17 protein-coding genes and 1 riboswitch are annotated in these 16,362 nt (G+C 62.1%); of the genes, 13 read left to right on the plus strand and 4 right to left on the minus strand.

Annotation, left to right across the window (positions count from 1 at the left end):
- Nucleotides 1–54: 54 nt before the first annotated feature.
- Entirely contained in the window at nt 55–1,368 is a 1,314-nt protein-coding gene (locus JFT58_RS11460) for a PQQ-dependent sugar dehydrogenase (RefSeq protein WP_054899065.1), read from the minus strand.
- A 99-nt stretch (nt 1,369–1,467) separates the two neighbouring features.
- Nucleotides 1,468–1,714, plus strand: a riboswitch (cobalamin riboswitch).
- Nucleotides 1,715–1,793: 79 nt separating this feature from the next.
- On the opposite strand from JFT58_RS11460, the gene cobO reads away from it, so the two are divergent.
- The 13 genes from cobO (at nt 1,794) to JFT58_RS11525 (ending at nt 13,662) form a co-directional block, all read left to right on the plus strand.
- Nucleotides 1,794–2,405, plus strand: a complete 612-nt coding sequence (cobO, locus tag JFT58_RS11465; RefSeq protein WP_054899066.1) for a cob(I)yrinic acid a,c-diamide adenosyltransferase — start codon at nt 1,794–1,796, stop codon at nt 2,403–2,405.
- Entirely contained in the window at nt 2,402–3,784 is a 1,383-nt protein-coding gene (locus JFT58_RS11470; protein WP_103299625.1) for a cobyrinate a,c-diamide synthase, read from the plus strand. The genes cobO and JFT58_RS11470 overlap by 4 nt, the downstream gene beginning before the upstream one ends.
- Entirely contained in the window at nt 3,781–4,431 is a 651-nt protein-coding gene (gene bluB / locus JFT58_RS11475) for a 5,6-dimethylbenzimidazole synthase (protein WP_054899035.1), read from the plus strand. The genes JFT58_RS11470 and bluB overlap by 4 nt, the downstream gene beginning before the upstream one ends.
- A complete protein-coding gene (gene cbiB / locus JFT58_RS11480; protein WP_054899034.1) occupies nt 4,428–5,336 on the plus strand; it encodes an adenosylcobinamide-phosphate synthase CbiB in 909 nt (302 codons plus the stop codon). The genes bluB and cbiB overlap by 4 nt, the downstream gene beginning before the upstream one ends.
- On the plus strand, nt 5,329–6,318 hold the full coding sequence (gene cobD / locus JFT58_RS11485) for a threonine-phosphate decarboxylase CobD (RefSeq protein WP_054899033.1): 990 nt from the start codon (nt 5,329–5,331) through the stop codon (nt 6,316–6,318). Before cbiB ends, cobD begins: the two co-directional genes overlap by 8 nt.
- Nucleotides 6,315–7,766, plus strand: coding sequence for a cobyric acid synthase (locus JFT58_RS11490; protein ID WP_054899032.1), 1,452 nt, complete (start codon nt 6,315–6,317; stop codon nt 7,764–7,766). Before cobD ends, JFT58_RS11490 begins: the two co-directional genes overlap by 4 nt.
- Nucleotides 7,767–8,373: 607 nt before the next feature.
- Nucleotides 8,374–8,895, plus strand: coding sequence for a bifunctional adenosylcobinamide kinase/adenosylcobinamide-phosphate guanylyltransferase (gene cobU / locus JFT58_RS11495; protein ID WP_198834384.1), 522 nt, complete (start codon nt 8,374–8,376; stop codon nt 8,893–8,895).
- Nucleotides 8,892–9,947, plus strand: a complete 1,056-nt coding sequence (cobT, locus tag JFT58_RS11500) for a nicotinate-nucleotide--dimethylbenzimidazole phosphoribosyltransferase (protein ID WP_054899030.1) — start codon at nt 8,892–8,894, stop codon at nt 9,945–9,947. The genes cobU and cobT overlap by 4 nt, the downstream gene beginning before the upstream one ends.
- The gene (gene cobC / locus JFT58_RS11505) at nt 9,944–10,519 is read left to right on the plus strand and encodes an alpha-ribazole phosphatase family protein (RefSeq protein WP_034128334.1); all 576 of its coding nucleotides are present in this window, start codon (nt 9,944–9,946) and stop codon (nt 10,517–10,519) included. The genes cobT and cobC overlap by 4 nt, the downstream gene beginning before the upstream one ends.
- Before the next feature lie 2 nt (nt 10,520–10,521).
- The gene (locus JFT58_RS11510) at nt 10,522–11,250 is read left to right on the plus strand and encodes an adenosylcobinamide-GDP ribazoletransferase (protein WP_054899029.1); all 729 of its coding nucleotides are present in this window, start codon (nt 10,522–10,524) and stop codon (nt 11,248–11,250) included.
- A gap of 42 nt (nt 11,251–11,292) precedes the next feature.
- Nucleotides 11,293–11,697 (plus strand): MarR family winged helix-turn-helix transcriptional regulator, encoded by a 405-nt coding sequence (locus tag JFT58_RS11515; RefSeq protein WP_034128336.1) that lies wholly within the window; start codon nt 11,293–11,295, stop codon nt 11,695–11,697.
- Between the two features lie 54 nt (nt 11,698–11,751).
- On the plus strand, nt 11,752–12,960 hold the full coding sequence (locus tag JFT58_RS11520; RefSeq protein WP_014719382.1) for an MFS transporter: 1,209 nt from the start codon (nt 11,752–11,754) through the stop codon (nt 12,958–12,960).
- 150 nt (nt 12,961–13,110) lie between these two features.
- Entirely contained in the window at nt 13,111–13,662 is a 552-nt protein-coding gene (locus JFT58_RS11525; protein ID WP_054899028.1) for a glutathione peroxidase, read from the plus strand.
- A 64-nt stretch (nt 13,663–13,726) separates the two neighbouring features.
- Here JFT58_RS11525 and JFT58_RS11530 read toward each other — a convergent pair whose 3' ends face one another.
- From JFT58_RS11530 to JFT58_RS11540, 3 genes are all read right to left on the minus strand, one after another.
- A complete protein-coding gene (locus tag JFT58_RS11530) occupies nt 13,727–15,004 on the minus strand; it encodes an OmpP1/FadL family transporter (protein WP_003193026.1) in 1,278 nt (425 codons plus the stop codon).
- Between the two features lie 145 nt (nt 15,005–15,149).
- Nucleotides 15,150–15,632 (minus strand): hypothetical protein, encoded by a 483-nt coding sequence (locus JFT58_RS11535; RefSeq protein ID WP_054899027.1) that lies wholly within the window; start codon nt 15,630–15,632, stop codon nt 15,150–15,152.
- Nucleotides 15,633–15,910: 278 nt separating this feature from the next.
- On the minus strand, nt 15,911–16,135 hold the full coding sequence (locus tag JFT58_RS11540) for a hypothetical protein (protein ID WP_034128340.1): 225 nt from the start codon (nt 16,133–16,135) through the stop codon (nt 15,911–15,913).
- Between the last annotated feature and the right edge of the window lie 227 nt (nt 16,136–16,362).

The raw sequence follows: 16,362 nt of genomic DNA on the forward strand, positions 1-16,362 counted from the left end.
GGCTGGGCCACCGTAATCGCGGGCAAGCCCGCTCCCACATTGGTGTGTGGCGATTTACTTAACAGCCGACACTCGCCAAACCTTATTGCCCACATCATCGGCCACCAGCAAATCCCCCTGCTGATCTATCACCACGCCGACCGGCCGGCCCATGGCTTTCTCATCGCTATCAAGAAACCCCGTCAGCACATCCACCGGTTGCCCTTTCGGCTGGCCCCCTTCGAAGGGCACGAAAATCACCCTGTAGCCACTGTGCGGCTTGCGGTTCCAGGAACCGTGCTGGCCGATAAATGCGCCATTACTGAAGGGAGCGGGCAGTTTGCTGCCCTCGGCGAAGGTCAGCCCCAGCGACGCAGTATGAGGGCCTACCGCATAGTCGGGAGCGATGGCCTTGGCGACCATGTCCAGGTTCTGCGGGGTGACACGCACATCCACATGCTGGCCGTAATAACTGAAAGGCCAGCCGTAGAAGCCGCCATCCTTGACCGAGGTGATGTAATCCGGCACCAGGTCACTGCCGATCTCATCGCGTTCGTTGACCGCCGTCCACAGCTTGCCGCTCTGTGGCTCCCACGCCATGCCGTTGGGGTTGCGCAGGCCGGAGGCAAAAATGCGGTGTTGGCCGCTGGCGCGGTCGACTTCCCAAATGGCGGCGCGGCCCTGTTCGGCTTCCAGGCCGTTTTCGCCGACGTTGCTGTTGGAGCCGACGCTCACGTACAGCTTGCTGCCGTCCTGGCTGGCCACCACATTTTTGGTCCAGTGGTGGTTCAAGGGGCCACCGGGTAAGTCCACTACCTTGGCGCCTGGGGCTGTGATTGCGGTTTCACCCGGCTGATAGGGGAAGCGCAGCAACTTATCCGAATCGGCCACATACAGGTCGTTGCCTACCAAGGTCATGCCAAACGGCGAATTGAGGTTCTCCAGGAACACCGTGCGAGTTTCTGCCACACCGTCATGGTCGGCATCGCGCAGCAAGGTAATACGGTTCGGGCTCGGCACCCCGGCGCCAGCGCGATCCATGACCTTTTCCATCACCCAGCCACGTACGCCTTTGGCATCGTCCGGCTTGGGCGGTGCATTGGTCTCGGCCACCAGCACGTCGCCGTTGGGCAGCACGTAGAGCCAGCGCGGATGATCCAGGCCTTCGGCGAACGCGGCCACTTGGGTACCGGCGGCGGCGATGGGCTTGGCGCCTTCGGGCCAGCCGATGGCCGGGGCGATATTGACGGTGGGGATCAGCGTCTTGTTCGGCTCCGGCAACTTGGGCGAGGGACCGGTGCCATCGGCGACCTGCAGGGTCGAGCTTTCGCCGCACGCGGCGAGGCTGCCTGCAAGCATGATCAGTAGGGCGAGTCGGGTTTTAGGCATGGTTTTCTCCTTGATACCTGTAGGGGTAGAGAAGCACGAACGGCAGATGGTTCAAGTACAAGGCCAGCTTTAATTGACGCTCCACCCCCAACCCACTAACCTTCGCGGCTTGTTCCAGGTGCTCTGTGGCGCGCGCGTCGACAGAGTGAAACAGGGAAGCCGGTGAGTGAGCGCACTTGTACACAGTGCCGCCGCGATTCCGGCGCTGCCCCCGCAACGGTAAATGAGTCAAGACGGTGCTGTTTGCCACTGTATCGCGTGCGATATGGGAAGGCGCACCCTCGGCTGCTTGCTATCAAAAGCGCCACTCATGAGCCCGGAGACCGGCCTGGATCATCCAACAGCATCACGGTGGGCGATGCTTGGCTGTCTGTTTTTTCTTTTTCCTGCCCGCCGTTTTTGTCCAGCCCCAACGGAGAGCTGCCATGACTGATTCCCCCGACCGCGACGAACGCCACTTGGCGCGCATGCTGCGCAAAAAAGCCGTGATTGACGAGCGCATCGCCAATTCCCCCAATGAGTGCGGCCTGCTGCTGGTGCTGACCGGCAATGGCAAAGGCAAGAGCAGTTCGGCGTTCGGCATGTTGGCCCGGGCCATGGGGCATGGCATGCAATGCGGTGTGGTGCAGTTCATCAAGGGGCGTAACAGCACCGGCGAAGAATTGTTTTTCCGCCGCTTCCCCGAGCAGGTGCACTTTCATGTGATGGGCGAAGGCTTCACCTGGGAAACCCAGGATCGCCAGCGCGATATCGCCGCTGCCGAAGCGGCTTGGGCGGTGTCCCGGGCCATGTTGAATGACCCCTCTATCGGCTTGGTGGTGCTGGATGAACTGAACATCGCCCTCAAGCACGGTTACCTTGAACTGGACCAGGTACTCAGCGACCTGCAAGCCCGCCCGCCCATGCAGCATGTGGTGGTCACCGGCCGTGGCGCCAAGCCTGAGCTGATCGAAATGGGCGACACCGTCACCGAAATGGGCATGCTCAAGCACGCGTTCCAGGCCGGTATCAAGGCACAGAAAGGCGTCGAACTTTGAATCAGCCCCGTCATTGCCCGGCCGTATTGATCGCCGCTCCGGCGTCCGGCCAGGGCAAAACCACGGTCACCGCCGCGCTCGCCCGTTTGCACCGCAACCTGGGACGCAAGGTGCGCGTGTTCAAATGCGGGCCGGACTTTCTCGACCCGATGATCCACGAGCGTGCCAGTGGCGCGCCGGTGTACCAGTTGGACATGTGGATGGTGGGCGAGCAGGAAAGCCGCCGCCTGCTCTGGGAGGCAGCGGGGGAGGCTGACCTGATCCTCATCGAAGGCGTGATGGGCCTGTTCGACGGCACGCCTTCCAGCGCTGACTTGGCGCGGCACTTCGGTGTACCGGTGCTGGGCGTGATCGATGGCACCGCCATGGCCCAGACGTTCGGCGCTTTGGCCCTGGGGCTGGCGCGCTATCAGCCCGACCTGCCGTTCGCCGGCGTGCTGGCCAATCGCGTCGGCACCCTGCGCCATGCGCAATTGCTTGAAGGCAGCCTCACCGAGGGCTTGCGTTGGTACGGCGCGTTATCCCGTGAGACCGGCATCGAACTGCCCAGCCGCCACCTGGGCCTGGTGCAAGCCAGCGAACTGAATGACCTTGATATACGCTTGGATGCTGCCGCCCAGGCGTTGGGCAGCAGTTGCGAAGTGGCCCTGCCGCCGCCGGTAACCTTTGCCGCGCCGCAAGTGGTCGAGGCCGAGCCCTTGCTGGTCGGTGTGCGGATTGCCGTGGCCCGTGACGAAGCCTTTGCCTTTACCTACGGCGCCAGCCTGGATTTGCTGCGGGCGATGGGCGCCGAGTTGAAGTTCTTTTCACCGATCCATGATCGCCAATTGCCTCAAGCTGACAGCCTCTATCTGCCCGGCGGCTATCCGGAACTGCACCACCAGGCATTGTCGGCCAATACCTCGATGCTGGGCGCAATTCGTGCTCATCACGCCGCTGGCAAGCCACTGCTCGCTGAATGTGGCGGCATGCTCTATCTGCTCGACTCCTTGACCGATGTGGACGGTACACGCGCCGAACTGGTTGGCTTGTTGCAAGGCGATGCGGTGATGCAGAAGAAACTCGCGGCCCTGGCGCTGCAAAGTGTCGAGCTGCCGGAGGGGACCTTGCGTGGGCATACCTATCATCATTCTCTGACCAGTACCGAATGGGAGCCGATTGCCCGTGGGCTTAGCCCTAACGGTGGGCGCGGTGCCGAGGCGGTCTATCGACAAGGGCGGATGACGGCGTCCTATGTGCACTTTTATTTTCCGTCGAATCCTGGCGCGGTGGCCGCGTTGTTCGCGCCAGACCTTGAGACAGCTATCGCAGGCAAGCCAGCTCCCACAGGGGAATGCATTCCAAATGTGGGAGGGGGCTTGCCCCCGATGAGGCCATGACTGACAACGCTTTCCCCCAAGCCGATCGCGAGGCCGTCTATCGCGCCATCGCCGAACGCCGCGACATGCGCCACTTCCGCGGTGGCAGCGTCGCGCCTGAACTGCTGCAACGCCTGCTCCACGCCGCGCACCAGGCGCCCAGCGTCGGCCTGATGCAGCCGTGGCGTTTTATCCGCATCAGCGACCGCTCGTTGCGCAGCCAGATTCAACAGTTGGTAGAGGAAGAGCGCGTGCGCACTGCCGAGGCATTGGGCGAGCGCTCCGATGCGTTCATGAAGCTCAAGGTTGAAGGCATCAACGACTGCGCCGAGGTACTGGTCGCCGCCTTGATGGACGATCGTGAGCGCCACATTTTCGGGCGCCGCACCTTGCCGGAAATGGACATGGCCTCGCTCTCCTGCGCCATCCAAAACCTGTGGCTGGCGGCGCGCGTGGAAGGGTTGGGCATGGGCTGGGTTTCGCTGTTCGACCCCCAGGCCCTGGCCGAGTTGCTGGGTTTGCCACCCGGTGCAAAGCCCCTGGCGGTGTTGTGCCTGGGCCCGGTGGCAGAGTTTTACCCGGCACCGATGTTGCAGCTCGAGGGCTGGGCCGAGCCGCGACCGCTAAGTGACATGCTGTATGAAAACAAGTGGGGAGTGAGTCAATGAGTGTGGCCTTGCTGTGTGTCGCTGCGGTGGCGCTGGATGCGCTGCTGGGTGAGCCCAGGCGCTGGCATCCGCTGGTGGCGTTCGGCAATTTCGCCGGGCGCATCGAGCAACGTTTCAATACTGGCGGGCGTGGCTGGCGCAGCCATGGTGTGACCGCGTGGTTTATCGCGGTGGTGCCGCTGACCCTGCTGGCCACGGCGTTGTCTTGGGCGCCTTATATCGGCTGGCTGCTGGAGATCCTGGCGCTGTACTGCGCCTTGGGCATGCGCAGCCTGGGCGAGCACGTGATGCCAGTGGCCCAGGCTCTGCGCCGTGATGACCTGGACGAAGCGCGCACGCGTGTGAGTTACCTGGTCAGCCGCCAGACCAGCGAACTGGACCGTACTGAAGTCGCGCGCGCAGCCACCGAATCGGTGCTGGAGAACGGCAGCGATGCGGTATTCGCCGCGTTGTTCTGGTTCGTGGTGGCCGGTGTGCCGGGCGTGGTGCTCTATCGTCTGAGCAACACCCTGGACGCCATGTGGGGCTATCGCAATGAGCGCTTTGAGCGCTTCGGTTGGGCAGCCGCCAGGATCGATGATGTGCTCAACTATATTCCTGCGCGCTTGGTGGCTTTAACCTACGCGCTATTGGGTAAAACCCGCCTGGCGCTCAAATGCTGGCGCACCCAGGGGCCGACCTGGGACAGCCCCAACGCCGGCCCGGTGATGGCGGCAGGGGCCGGTGCCTTGGGTGTGGAGCTCGGCGGCGCGGCGATTTATCACGGCGAGGTGCATCAGCGCCCGCCATTGGGCGAAGGCCCGCCGGCCGACGCCGATTCCATTGATCGCGGCTGGCAACTGGTGCAGCGCGGCGTGTGGCTGTGGCTGCTGGTCCTGTGCGTGGGGGCGCAAATCTATGCTTGAACATGGTGGTCGGCTGCGTAAGGCCGCGATTGAGTACGGCATTGCCGAAGCGGATTGGCTCGACCTGTCCAGCGGCCTGGCGCCCTGGCCGTGGCCGATTCCCGAGATTCCCTTGCGTGCCTGGGCGCGCTTGCCGGAAACCGATGACGGCTTGGAGAAGGCTGCCAGCGAGTATTACGGTGCTGGCCCGTTGCTGCCGGTGCCGGGTTCCCAGGCAGCGATCCAACTGCTGCCGCGACTGCGTCGTTCCGGTAAGGTCGGCGTGCTTTCGCCCTGTTACGCCGAGCACGCCGAAGCCTGGCGCCGTGCCGGTTATGTGGTGCGTGAAGTGCAGGAGCAGGAAGTCGACTTCTTTCTCGACAGCCTCGACGTGCTGGTCGTGGTCAACCCCAACAACCCCACCGGCTTGAGCCTGAGCCCGCAACGCCTGCTGGACTGGCATGCGCGGCTGGCCCAGCGCGGTGGCTGGCTGGTGGTGGACGAGGCATTCATTGACGTGACCCCGGACTTGAGCCTGGCCAGCCATGCCGATCAGGTCGGCTTGATCGTGCTGCGCTCATTCGGCAAGTTCTTCGGCCTGGCCGGCGTGCGCCTGGGCTTTGTGCTGGCCGAGCGCAAGTTGCTCAAGCTGTTGGCCGAACAGGTCGGGCCCTGGGCTGTCAGTGGTCCGACGCGGGTGCTGGGCCAAGTGTGCTTGCGCGACACCGACGGGCATGCGCGCCAGCGCAGTCGTTGCATCGCAGCCGGCCAGCGTCTGTTCGAGTTGCTTGAGCGCCGCGGCCTTCAACCTCACGGTGGCTGCGCATTGTTCCAGTGGTTGATTACCCCCCACGCTGAACGGCTGTACGAGTTCATGGCCCAACGCGGCATCCTGCTGCGCTTGTTTGTGCACAACAGCAGCGTGCGCTTGGGCCTGCCCGGCACCGACGCCGACTGGCTGCGCCTTGACGAAGCCCTGGCCGCCTACAAGGACGCCACATGACCACGTTGATGGTGCAGGGCACCACCTCCGACGCCGGTAAAAGCACCCTGGTGACTGCGCTGTGTCGCTGGCTGGTACGCCAGGGCGTCGCGGTGGCGCCGTTCAAGCCGCAGAACATGGCGCTCAACAGCGCGGTGACCGCCGAAGGCGGCGAGATCGGCCGTGCCCAGGCCGTGCAGGCCCAGGCTGCCAACCTGGCACCCCACACCGACATGAACCCGGTGTTGCTCAAGCCCAACAGCGACACCGGCTCCCAAGTGATCATCCATGGCCGTGCTGTCACCAGCATGAATGCTGTGGCCTATCACGACTACAAAGCCATTGCGATGCAAGCGGTGCTGGCCTCCCACACGCGTTTGAGCCAGGCCTACCCGGTGGTGATCGTCGAAGGCGCGGGCTCACCGGCCGAGATCAATTTGCGCGCCAATGACATTGCCAACATGGGCTTCGCCGAAGCGGTGGACTGCCCGGTGCTGTTGATCGCGGACATCAACCGCGGCGGCGTGTTCGCCCATCTGGTCGGCACCCTGGAGCTGCTGTCGCCCAGTGAGCAGGCCCGGGTCAAGGGCTTCATCATCAACCGTTTTCGCGGCGATATCGCGTTGCTGCAACCAGGCCTGGACTGGCTCGAAGCGCGGACCGGCAAACCGGTAGTCGGCGTGCTGCCCTACGTGATGGACCTGCACCTGGAGGCGGAAGACGGCATCGACCAGCGCCAGATCGACAAGGCCGCCCAGGTGCTCAAGGTGGTGGTGCCGGTGCTGCCGCGCATCAGCAACCATACCGACTTCGACCCGCTGCGCTTGCACCCCCAGGTGGACTTGCAGTTCGTCGGGCCGGGCCAGGCGATACCTGCTGCTGACCTGATCATCCTGCCGGGCTCGAAAAGCGTGCGCAGTGACCTGGCCTATCTGCGTGCCAACGGCTGGGATACTGCCGTGGCGCGGCATCTGCGTTATGGCGGCAAAGTACTGGGGATCTGCGGCGGCTTGCAGATGCTCGGCGAGCAAGTCCATGACCCATTGGGCCTGGAGGGGCTTGCGGGCTCCAGTGCCGGCCTTGGGTTGCTGGCGTTCAGCACAACCCTGGAACAAGAGAAACAACTGCGCAATGTGCGTGGGCGTCTGGTATTGGAAGATGCCGACGTCAGCGGTTATGAAATCCATGCGGGGGTGACTTGCGGCGCTGCCTTGGCAAGCGCTGCGGTACTGCTGGACGATGGCCGCAGCGATGGCGCGCAGAGCCCTGATGGGCAAATTCTAGGCACCTACCTGCACGGCCTGTTCGAGACCCCGGCTGCGTGCAGCGCGTTGCTGCGTTGGGCCGGGTTGCAGGATGTGCAAGAGGTGGATTATCACGGCTTGCGCGAGCGCGATATCGAGCGGTTGGCGGACTTGGTGGAGCACCACTTGGACACCGATTTGTTGCGCAAGCTATGTGGGATCTGACGGTGTTCACACCATCCAACTGTGGGAGCTGGCTTGCCTGCGATAGCCATGTGTATCTACACAACGCTGTAGTGCTCAACGGTAACCACGATGCGAAGCGAGCCGCTCTTGATCTGCTTTTGATCTTAGGCGCCCCGTTAAACCACGCTGGCCGGAATTCGACAGGGATTTGGGGGGTAAACCGGCAGGGATGCCGGTTTAGCCGCCCCGCGCCATGGATGGCGCGTGGCGGCGGCCCCCAAAATCCCTGTCGGATTACGGGCACACCGAGCCTAGGCGAGGTGCCGAGTGGTGGGGCAAGAGCGTTTTGCTTACTTTTGCGCTTTTCAAAAGTGAGCCGCCGTCAGGGCGGAACCCTAAGTGGCCGTTACCTACATAACGGATATGCACTCGGTCTAATCCAACATCCCAGTTGGCTGTCAGGCCGTCTTCGCAGCGATGCGGCGACCCGACAAGCCAGCTCCCACATTTGGATTGCGGAGCATCAGATGGATATGCGCCGGCTGTCAGACCGTCGCGAATGCGGTGGGTCAGCCATAGGTGCATTAACTGATACACCCTATTGGCGAGCAAACCCGCTCCCACATTGTTTGTCAGGGGCCTTTGCATGTATCAATTGATCCTCGGCGGCGCCCGTTCGGGCAAGAGCCGCCTGGCCGAAAAGCTTGCCGCAGAGAGCGGGCTTGCCGTCATTTATATCGCCACCAGCCAGCCGCTCGATGGTGAGATGAACGAGCGTGTCACTTTGCACCGCCAGCGTCGCCCCGACCATTGGGGCCTGGTTGAGGAGCCCATCGAGCTGACGCGCGTGCTGCGCGAAAACGCCGCCACTGATCGCTGCCTGCTGGTGGATTGCCTGACCTTATGGCTCACCAATCTTCTGATGCTCGAAGACCCGGCGCGCCTTGCGTACGAGCGTGATCAACTGTTGCAAACCCTGGCTTCGCTGCCGGGGGAAATCATTTTTGTCAGCAACGAGACCGGTCTGGGTGTCGTGCCGCTGGGCGAATTGACTCGCCGTTATGTGGATGAAGCCGGTTGGCTGCATCAAGCCTTGGCCGAGCAATGTCAGCGCGTTGTGCTGACGGTTGCCGGCCTGCCCCTGACTTTGAAAGGTACTGCGTTATGACCGACTCCTGGTGGCTCAACCCCTGCAAGGCGGTGAATGCCACAGCCCACGAACAGGCGCTGGCGCGTCAGCAGCAGTTGACCAAGCCCGCTGGCTCCCTCGGCCAGTTGGAGGCCCTGGCGGTGCGGTTGGCGGGTTTGCAGGGCCAGGTCAAACCGTCGGTGGATCACCTGTGGATCGTGATTTTTGCCGGCGATCACGGCGTGGTCGCTGAAGGCGTGTCGGCATTTCCCCAGGCGGTGACCGGGCAGATGCTGCAAAACTTTGTCACCGGTGGTGCGGCAATCAGTGTGTTGGCGCGGCAACTGGAGGCGCAATTGGAAGTGGTTGACCTTGGGACGGTCACGCCGTCCCTGGATTTGCCCGGCGTTCGTCACCTGAATATCGGCGCGGGCACGGCCAATTTCGTGCATGGCCCGGCGATGACCCAGTCTCAGGGGCAACTGGCCCTGCAAGCCGGGCGAGACAGCGCACACCGCGCCCTGGCAGGCGGCGCGCAGCTGTTTATCGGCGGCGAGATGGGCATCGGTAACACCACCGCCGCCAGTGCCTTGGCCTGCGCATTGCTGGATTGCCAGGTCACTGACCTTACAGGCCCTGGTACCGGTTTGAACGCCGCAGGGGTCAGCCATAAGGTCGCGGTCATCGAGCGCGCCTTGGCGTTGCACGCCGGTCAGCGCGGCGATGCGTTGCAAACCCTGTTCAATCTCGGCGGTTTTGAAATTGCAGCCTTGGTTGGCGCCTATCTGGCCTGCGCCCAGGAAGGCATGGTGGTGCTGGTGGATGGGTTCATCTGCAGCGTGGCCGCGCTGGTGGCGGTGCGCTTGAACCCGGCATGCCGCGAATGGCTGGTGTTCGGCCATCGGGGTGCCGAGCCGGGTCATCGCCATGTGCTGCACAGCCTCGATGCGCAACCGTTGCTGGAACTGGGCCTGCGGCTGGGCGAAGGCAGCGGCGCGGCGTTGGCGGTGCCCTTGTTGCGTCTGGCATGCGCGCTGCACGGGCAGATGGCGACCTTCGCCGAAGCCGCCGTGGCGGATCGCCCCGCATGACCTTGCGCCTGGACCTGCTGCGCCACGGCGAAACCGAGCTGGGCGGCGGCCTGCGTGGCAGCCTGGACGATGCGCTGACCGCCAACGGCTGGCAGCAGATGCGCGACGCAGTGGTGGGGCAAGGGCCCTGGGATCGGCTGATCAGCTCGCCGCTGCAACGCTGCGCTCTGTTCGCCCGGGAGCTGGGGACGCAACTTGATTTGCCGGTGAGTCTGGAGCCTGACTTGCAGGAGCTTCACTTCGGCGCCTGGGAAGGGCAGAGTGCGGCCGCGTTGATGGATACCGATGCCGAAGGGCTGGGCTTGTTCTGGGCCAACCCCTATGGCTTCACGCCGCCGGAGGGTGAGCCTGTCATCCAGTTTTCCGAGCGCGTGCTTGGCGCTGTCGCCCGGCTGCATCAGGCGTACGCGGGCCAGCGCGTGCTGTTGGTCAGTCATGGCGGTGTGATGCGCCTGCTGCTGGCTCAGGCGCGAGGGTTGCCCCGTGAGCAACTGCTGAATGTTGAAGTGGGGCACGGTGCCTTGTTCGGCCTGCAGGTTGAAGCCGATGGTGTGTTGAAGGAAGGACTCTGACGATGCTGCCGTTCTGGATCGCCCTGCAATTTCTCAGCAGCCTGCCCATTCGCTTGCCGGGCATGCCGCAACCTCAAGAACTGGGCCGTTCGTTGTTGTTTTATCCGCTGGTTGGGTTGCTGTTCGGCGTGCTGTTATGGGGCCTCAACCAGGTGTTGCAGGGCGCCCCGTTGCTGTTGCACGCCGCGTTGCTGCTCACAGCCTGGGTGTTGCTCAGCGGTGGCCTGCACCTGGACGGCCTGGCCGACAGCGCCGATGCTTGGCTGGGTGGTTTTGGCGACCGCGAGCGCACCCTCAGCATCATGAAAGACCCGCGCAGCGGCCCGATTGCGGTGGTCACCCTGGGCTTGGTGCTGCTACTCAAGTTCAGCGCGCTGGTGGCATTGATCGAACAACACAATGGCGCCGCGTTGATCCTGGCGCCCCTGATCGGACGCGCTTCGATGCTGGCGCTGTTTCTCAGCACGCGCTATGTGCGGGCGGGCGGATTGGGTCAGGCACTGTCAGACCATCTGCCGCGAATTGTCGGCCAACAGGTGCTGATCCTCAGCGGGTTGGCCTGCATTCTGATCGGCGGTTTCAGCGGCGGCATCGCGGTGTTGCTGGCGGCACTGTGTTTCGTGTGGCTGCGCCAGTTGATGGTCAAGCGTCTGGGCGGTACCACCGGCGACACTGCTGGCGCACTGCTGGAGCTGCTTGAAGCCGCGGTGCTGGTCGGGCTGGCGTTGTAACGCTTTCTTGCAATTGATTAACTCCGGGTATATACACGCTCTATGCTTGCCTCCCAATGTTTATGCACCAACCTGCGACGCGCTGCCCGTGGCGTCAGCAGGCACTACGACGGCGCTCTCGACGGCTTCGGGATCAACGTTGCCCAGTATTCTCTGTTGTGCAACCTGCAGCGTCTCGACCAGCCGAGCATTTCCAGCCTGGCGGACGCCATGGGCCTGGATCGCAGCACCCTGGGGCGCAACCTGCGCGTCCTGGAAGGTGAGGGGCTGGTGCAGTTGGTGGAGGGTGACGATTTGCGCAACCGCCTGGTGGTGTTGACTGCCACAGGGCAAGAGCGGCTGACTGCCGCGTTACCGGCTTGGGAAGCGGCGCAACAGAAATTGATTGATAAGCTCGGCGCCGAAAAGCGCGAAATGTTGTTGGCCTTGCTGGATGAACTCGCCTGAATGGCGGTTTGTTCGACTACAAGCGGGTATATACCCGCGAACGGAGAATAAGAAATGACCTCGATGTGGCGCACCAGTGGTTGGGTCCTTTTAGGGAGTGCGCTGATCCTGGCGTTGTCCTTGGGCGTACGGCATGGCTTTGGCCTGTTCCTGGCGCCGATGAGCAGCGAATTCGGTTGGGGGCGTGAAACCTTTGCCTTTGCCATCGCCTTGCAGAATCTGATCTGGGGCTTGGCGCAGCCATTTACCGGGGCCTTGGCCGACCGTTTCGGCGCGACCAAGGCGGTGTTTGTCGGCGGGGTGTTGTACGCCGTCGGCCTGGTGCTCATGGGCATGTCCGACTCCGCGTGGTCATTGTCGTTGAGCGCAGGTTTGCTGATTGGCATTGGCCTGTCCGGCACTTCGTTCTCGGTGATTCTCGGCGTGGTTGGCCGCGCCGTTGCGCCGGAAAAACGCAGCATGGCCATGGGCATTGCCAGCGCCGCCGGCTCGTTCGGCCAGTTCGCCATGGTGCCCGGCACCCTCGGCTTGATTGGTTGGCTGGGCTGGTCGGCCGCCTTGCTGGCGCTGGGCTTGATGGTGGCGTTGATCCTGCCGCTGGTCGCCATGCTCAAGGACCGGCCGCTGGCGGTCACGGTGGGCCAGCAAACCCTGGGCGAAGCGCTGAAAGAGGCCTGCTCCCACTCCGGCTTCTGGCTGCTGTCCTTCGGCTTTTTTGTGTGCGGTTTCCAAGTAGTGTTTATCGGTGTGCACTTGCCGGCGTACCTGGTCGACCAGCACCTGCCGGCCACGGTGGGCACCACGGTGCTGGCCTTGATTGGCCTGTTCAACGTATTTGGCACCTACACGGCGGGTTGGCTCGGTGGCCGCATGTCCAAGCCGCGTCTGCTCACCGGCTTGTACTTGTTGCGGGCGGTAGTGATTGTGTTGTTCCTGTGGGCGCCGGTCACCGAAGTCACGGCGTATCTGTTTGGCATGGCGATGGGCTTTTTGTGGTTGTCCACGGTGCCGCTGACCAATGGCACCGTCGCGACCCTGTTTGGGGTGCGCAACCTCTCGATGCTCGGCGGGATTGTGTTCCTGTTCCACCAGCTTGGCTCGTTCCTCGGCGGATGGCTGGGCGGGGTGGTCTATGATCGAACCGGCAGCTACGATTTGATCTGGCAGGTGGCAATTTTACTCAGCCTGCTCGCCGCCGCGCTGAATTGGCCGGTGCGTGAGCGGCCGGTGGCGCGTATTCAGGCGCAGATGGAGGCGGCATGAGCATGACAGCGCGTCTTATGCTGTTGGCTGTGGGGCTGGGGTTGTTGCTGCTGGCCTGGTGGGGTTGGCAACGGGGCGGCCTGGCGTTGATGCAACTGGGCATGGCGATCTGCTAAGTTGTGGGTCTGAACTGACTCAAGGACTTTTGACATGCAGATGCGCTGGCTCGCTGTACCCGTCCTGATGGCTATTGGCAGCGTGGCGATGGCCGCCAGTTGCCCACCGTTGCTGGAGGGCCAACTGCCCAAGCTGCGGGCCAAGGAATCCATCGACCTGTGCCAGCAATTCGCTGGCAAACCCTTGGTGATCGTCAACACGGCGAGCTTCTGCGGCTTTGCCCCGCAATTCAAGGGCCTGGAAGCGTTGTATCAGCGCTACAAGGGCGAAGGTCTGGAAGTGATCGGCGTGCCGTCCGATGACTTCAAACAGGAAGCCAAGACCGGGGAAGAAACCGCCAAGGTCTGCTACGTGAATTATGGCGTGACCTTCACCATGACCGAGCCGCAGAAGGTCAAGGGGCCGGATGCGGTGCACCTGTTCAAGGTGCTTGCACAGCAGGCCGACGTCGCGCCCAAGTGGAACTTCTACAAGTATGTGGTGGATCGCCAGGGCAATGTTGTGGCCAGTTTTTCCAGCCTGACCAAGCCGGACAGTCCGGAGCTGATCAAGGCGGTGGAACAGGCATTGGCTTCCAAACCCTGACCGCCAGCCAAACAAAAGCCCCGCCTCCTTCACAGGAGAGCGGGGCTTTTTTATACGACTGCGGTTAGAACTTGTAGGTCATGCCCAAGCCGAAACCGTTGGCGCTGTTTTCATACTTGGCGTTGTAGCTGGCCAATTGGTTGGAGCGCGAGATCTTGACGTCCTCTTCCTTCAGGTAGGAGTAGGCCAGGTCGATGGTCATGTTATCCATGACCTGGTAGCCCAGGCCCAGGCTGAAGATAGTACGGTCGCCGGTCGGGATGCGCGGTGAGCGATCCGTGTTGTTGGTAGGCGACTGGTCGAATGTCAGGCCGGTACGCAATACCACTTGCTTGGTGAGCTGGTACGAAGTACCCACGGCGTAGGCCCAGGTGTCGTGCCAGTTCTGGTCTTCCTTGATTGTGCTGACCAGGCCTGGGGCAAGCGCGCCGCCAGTAGCGCCGCTGACGCCTTCGTTCTTGACGGTGATGTCTTTCAGGCGGCTCCAGCGTGTCCAGGTTGCACCGGCATAGAGTTTCCACGCGTCGGTCAGGTCTTGAGTGACGGACAGGTCGTAGGACTCAGGTGTGTCGATTTTCAGCGAGGCGTCATAGCGGTTGCTGCGCAGGAACGGCGAGGTCGCGGTCGGTGCGGTGACTTCGGTGTGGCCGTCCAGCTTGTAGCTGACCTTGGAGTGGTAGGTCAGGCCGACACGGGTGGTATCGGTGGCTTGGACCAGTACGCCGATGTTGAAGCCCAGCGCGGTGTCGTCACCCTTGATCTTGATATTGGTGTCTGGCGCGCGAGGGTTCAGCGTCAGGTCCGATTCCAGGGTGCCGGCGATGCGGTTGATGGTCGGGCCAAAACCCACGGAAACGCGGTCGTTGAAGGCGTAGCTTACGGTCGGTTGCAAGGTGATGACTTTCACTTCGCTCTTGCTGCCAAAGCCACGGCCCTGGAAGCCGCTTTCGTAGTCGGTTACCAGGCCGAACGGCGCATAGACGCCGAAGCCGACAGCCCACTGGTCGTTGAGCTTATTGGTGTAGAAACCGAAAGGCACGGCAGTGAAAGGCACCATATCGCCTTTGTTGCTGCCAGCGGAGCGGCCGCTGACATTGCTGATATCGGTGGAGGCATCAATGGCTGCAACGCCACCGGTGATCTGTTGGCCTTCCAGGCGTGCCATACCGGCAGGGTTACCGAACACAGTGCTCGCATCATCGGCAGAAGAAGAGCGACCTGCGAAACCGGTACCCATCCCGCTGACGCTCTGTTCGTTGAGGGCAAAGCCGCTGGCGAACAATTGGGAGGATGCCATGGCAACGGCGAGGCTAAGTGTGGTCTTGAGCATTACTTTTTTCATTATTAGAACTCCGTGTGATCACCGCTGCGGAAAGTATCAATAAATTTCACATCGCGCTATAGGCTGTAATGCAGGAGATAGAGCGGTTTTGTAGGACAATCCGACCAAAATTGCCGTTTTTTGCCGAATCTTGCAATTTGCCCGGTCAGCAAGCTGCCTGTTTCATGGGGCTTACACAGGTTTGCCACGCTTGGGTGAAATCTCGCAGGCGGCCTTGTGGATGGAATATTTCTTTCCAGATACGCGCCATGGCCAGCACATCGCCGGGTGCGGGCAGGGCAGGGCGTTGTTGTTCCACCAGCAACCAGGCGATGGCCGTGGCGTAGCGCAGGTTCACCGTCAGCTCCAACTGGGGCGCGCTGAGGAACGCATGTTGGCTGGCCAGCCCGCGCACCAGGCTGGCGCGTTCCGGGTCAAGGGCCAGGTAGTCATCCCAGAGGGCGCGGTGACGTGGTTCGGTGATGCTGTAAAGGCCATGGCCGCGCCGGTCATGCAGCGCCGAGCCCAGTTCTGACTGGCTGGCGGCAATGCCCAGCAGCAGGGATTCGGCTGTCGAGCTGTGACGGCCGAGGTACATCAGCGTCGGCCGGATCACATAACGACACAATTCACTGGCGGCAATACCCATACGAGCCTCAGTCCTTGCAAAGAGTGGACGAGCCTGAGAAGGGGAGCTTGGCAGCAATGAATCGGATCTCAGGCCCGTCGTAAGCGGATCATGCCGCTTGACTTGAAGTGTAGTGTCATATTCCTGATGTAAAGGACTGTTTTTAAAACATCTTCTGCAATCGGTTATAACGTTTATATCGATTTGTACTTAGCGCCACGGACTCAAGGTCAAATTCCAGGCAATAAAAAACCCTGTTGTTCAAACAGGGTTTTTGAGGTTTCAGCGACGCGGGTCGATCAGGCGGTCAGTGCCTGACGGGTACGATCGATCACGGCCTGCAGCGGTTCTGCGCTGGAGTATTGATCGGGGTACAGGCGTTCGCTGTGACGAGCGATGCCGTGTTCGTTGACCAGGGTGAAGCTGAAGCAGCCTTTGCGAGCAGCCATGATCAGGCAGTTCATTGGGGCAAAAGCGTTGGTGAGGGCGCGAATGGCATCCTGAGTGTGGATTTGAGCGTTCATATTATTGGTGTTCCTACAAATGACACGGATAAGAACCGTGCAACGTTAAAACGTTCCAGTAACGCTGATCACCATTGATCAAACGAAGAACCCGACTGGAACAAAGCAGCCAGTTTGAAGCGCTATGGAATTAGGCGCGCTTGGGCTGGCAGGTAGGTACTTAGGAGGGCAGGCAACACAACAGGGGCAAAGGTTCTGGGCCCGGGGTGAAGATCCTGATCAATTTG

It is taken from the genome of Pseudomonas sp. MF6767, from assembly GCF_016405475.1.
GTDB classification, from domain to species: Bacteria; Pseudomonadota; Gammaproteobacteria; order Pseudomonadales; family Pseudomonadaceae; genus Aquipseudomonas; species Aquipseudomonas paracarnis.

Bases quoted from the DNA above. Each gene is read 5' to 3' on its own strand.
- JFT58_RS11460 (WP_054899065.1), bottom strand. From the start codon at position 1,368: ATGCCTAAAACCCGACTCGCCCTACTGATCATGCTTGCAGGCAGCCTC.
- cobO (WP_054899066.1), top strand. From the start codon at position 1,794: ATGACTGATTCCCCCGACCGCGACGAACGCCACTTGGCGCGCATGCTG.
- bluB (WP_054899035.1), top strand. From the start codon at position 3,781: ATGACTGACAACGCTTTCCCCCAAGCCGATCGCGAGGCCGTCTATCGC.
- cbiB (WP_054899034.1), top strand. From the start codon at position 4,428: ATGAGTGTGGCCTTGCTGTGTGTCGCTGCGGTGGCGCTGGATGCGCTG.
- cobD (WP_054899033.1), top strand. From the start codon at position 5,329: ATGCTTGAACATGGTGGTCGGCTGCGTAAGGCCGCGATTGAGTACGGC.
- JFT58_RS11490 (WP_054899032.1), top strand. From the start codon at position 6,315: ATGACCACGTTGATGGTGCAGGGCACCACCTCCGACGCCGGTAAAAGC.
- cobU (WP_198834384.1), top strand. From the start codon at position 8,374: ATGTATCAATTGATCCTCGGCGGCGCCCGTTCGGGCAAGAGCCGCCTG.
- cobT (WP_054899030.1), top strand. From the start codon at position 8,892: ATGACCGACTCCTGGTGGCTCAACCCCTGCAAGGCGGTGAATGCCACA.
- cobC (WP_034128334.1), top strand. From the start codon at position 9,944: ATGACCTTGCGCCTGGACCTGCTGCGCCACGGCGAAACCGAGCTGGGC.
- JFT58_RS11510 (WP_054899029.1), top strand. From the start codon at position 10,522: ATGCTGCCGTTCTGGATCGCCCTGCAATTTCTCAGCAGCCTGCCCATT.
- JFT58_RS11515 (WP_034128336.1), top strand. From the start codon at position 11,293: ATGCTTGCCTCCCAATGTTTATGCACCAACCTGCGACGCGCTGCCCGT.
- JFT58_RS11520 (WP_014719382.1), top strand. From the start codon at position 11,752: ATGACCTCGATGTGGCGCACCAGTGGTTGGGTCCTTTTAGGGAGTGCG.
- JFT58_RS11525 (WP_054899028.1), top strand. From the start codon at position 13,111: ATGCAGATGCGCTGGCTCGCTGTACCCGTCCTGATGGCTATTGGCAGC.
- JFT58_RS11530 (WP_003193026.1), bottom strand. From the start codon at position 15,004: ATGAAAAAAGTAATGCTCAAGACCACACTTAGCCTCGCCGTTGCCATG.
- JFT58_RS11535 (WP_054899027.1), bottom strand. From the start codon at position 15,632: ATGGGTATTGCCGCCAGTGAATTGTGTCGTTATGTGATCCGGCCGACG.
- JFT58_RS11540 (WP_034128340.1), bottom strand. From the start codon at position 16,135: ATGAACGCTCAAATCCACACTCAGGATGCCATTCGCGCCCTCACCAAC.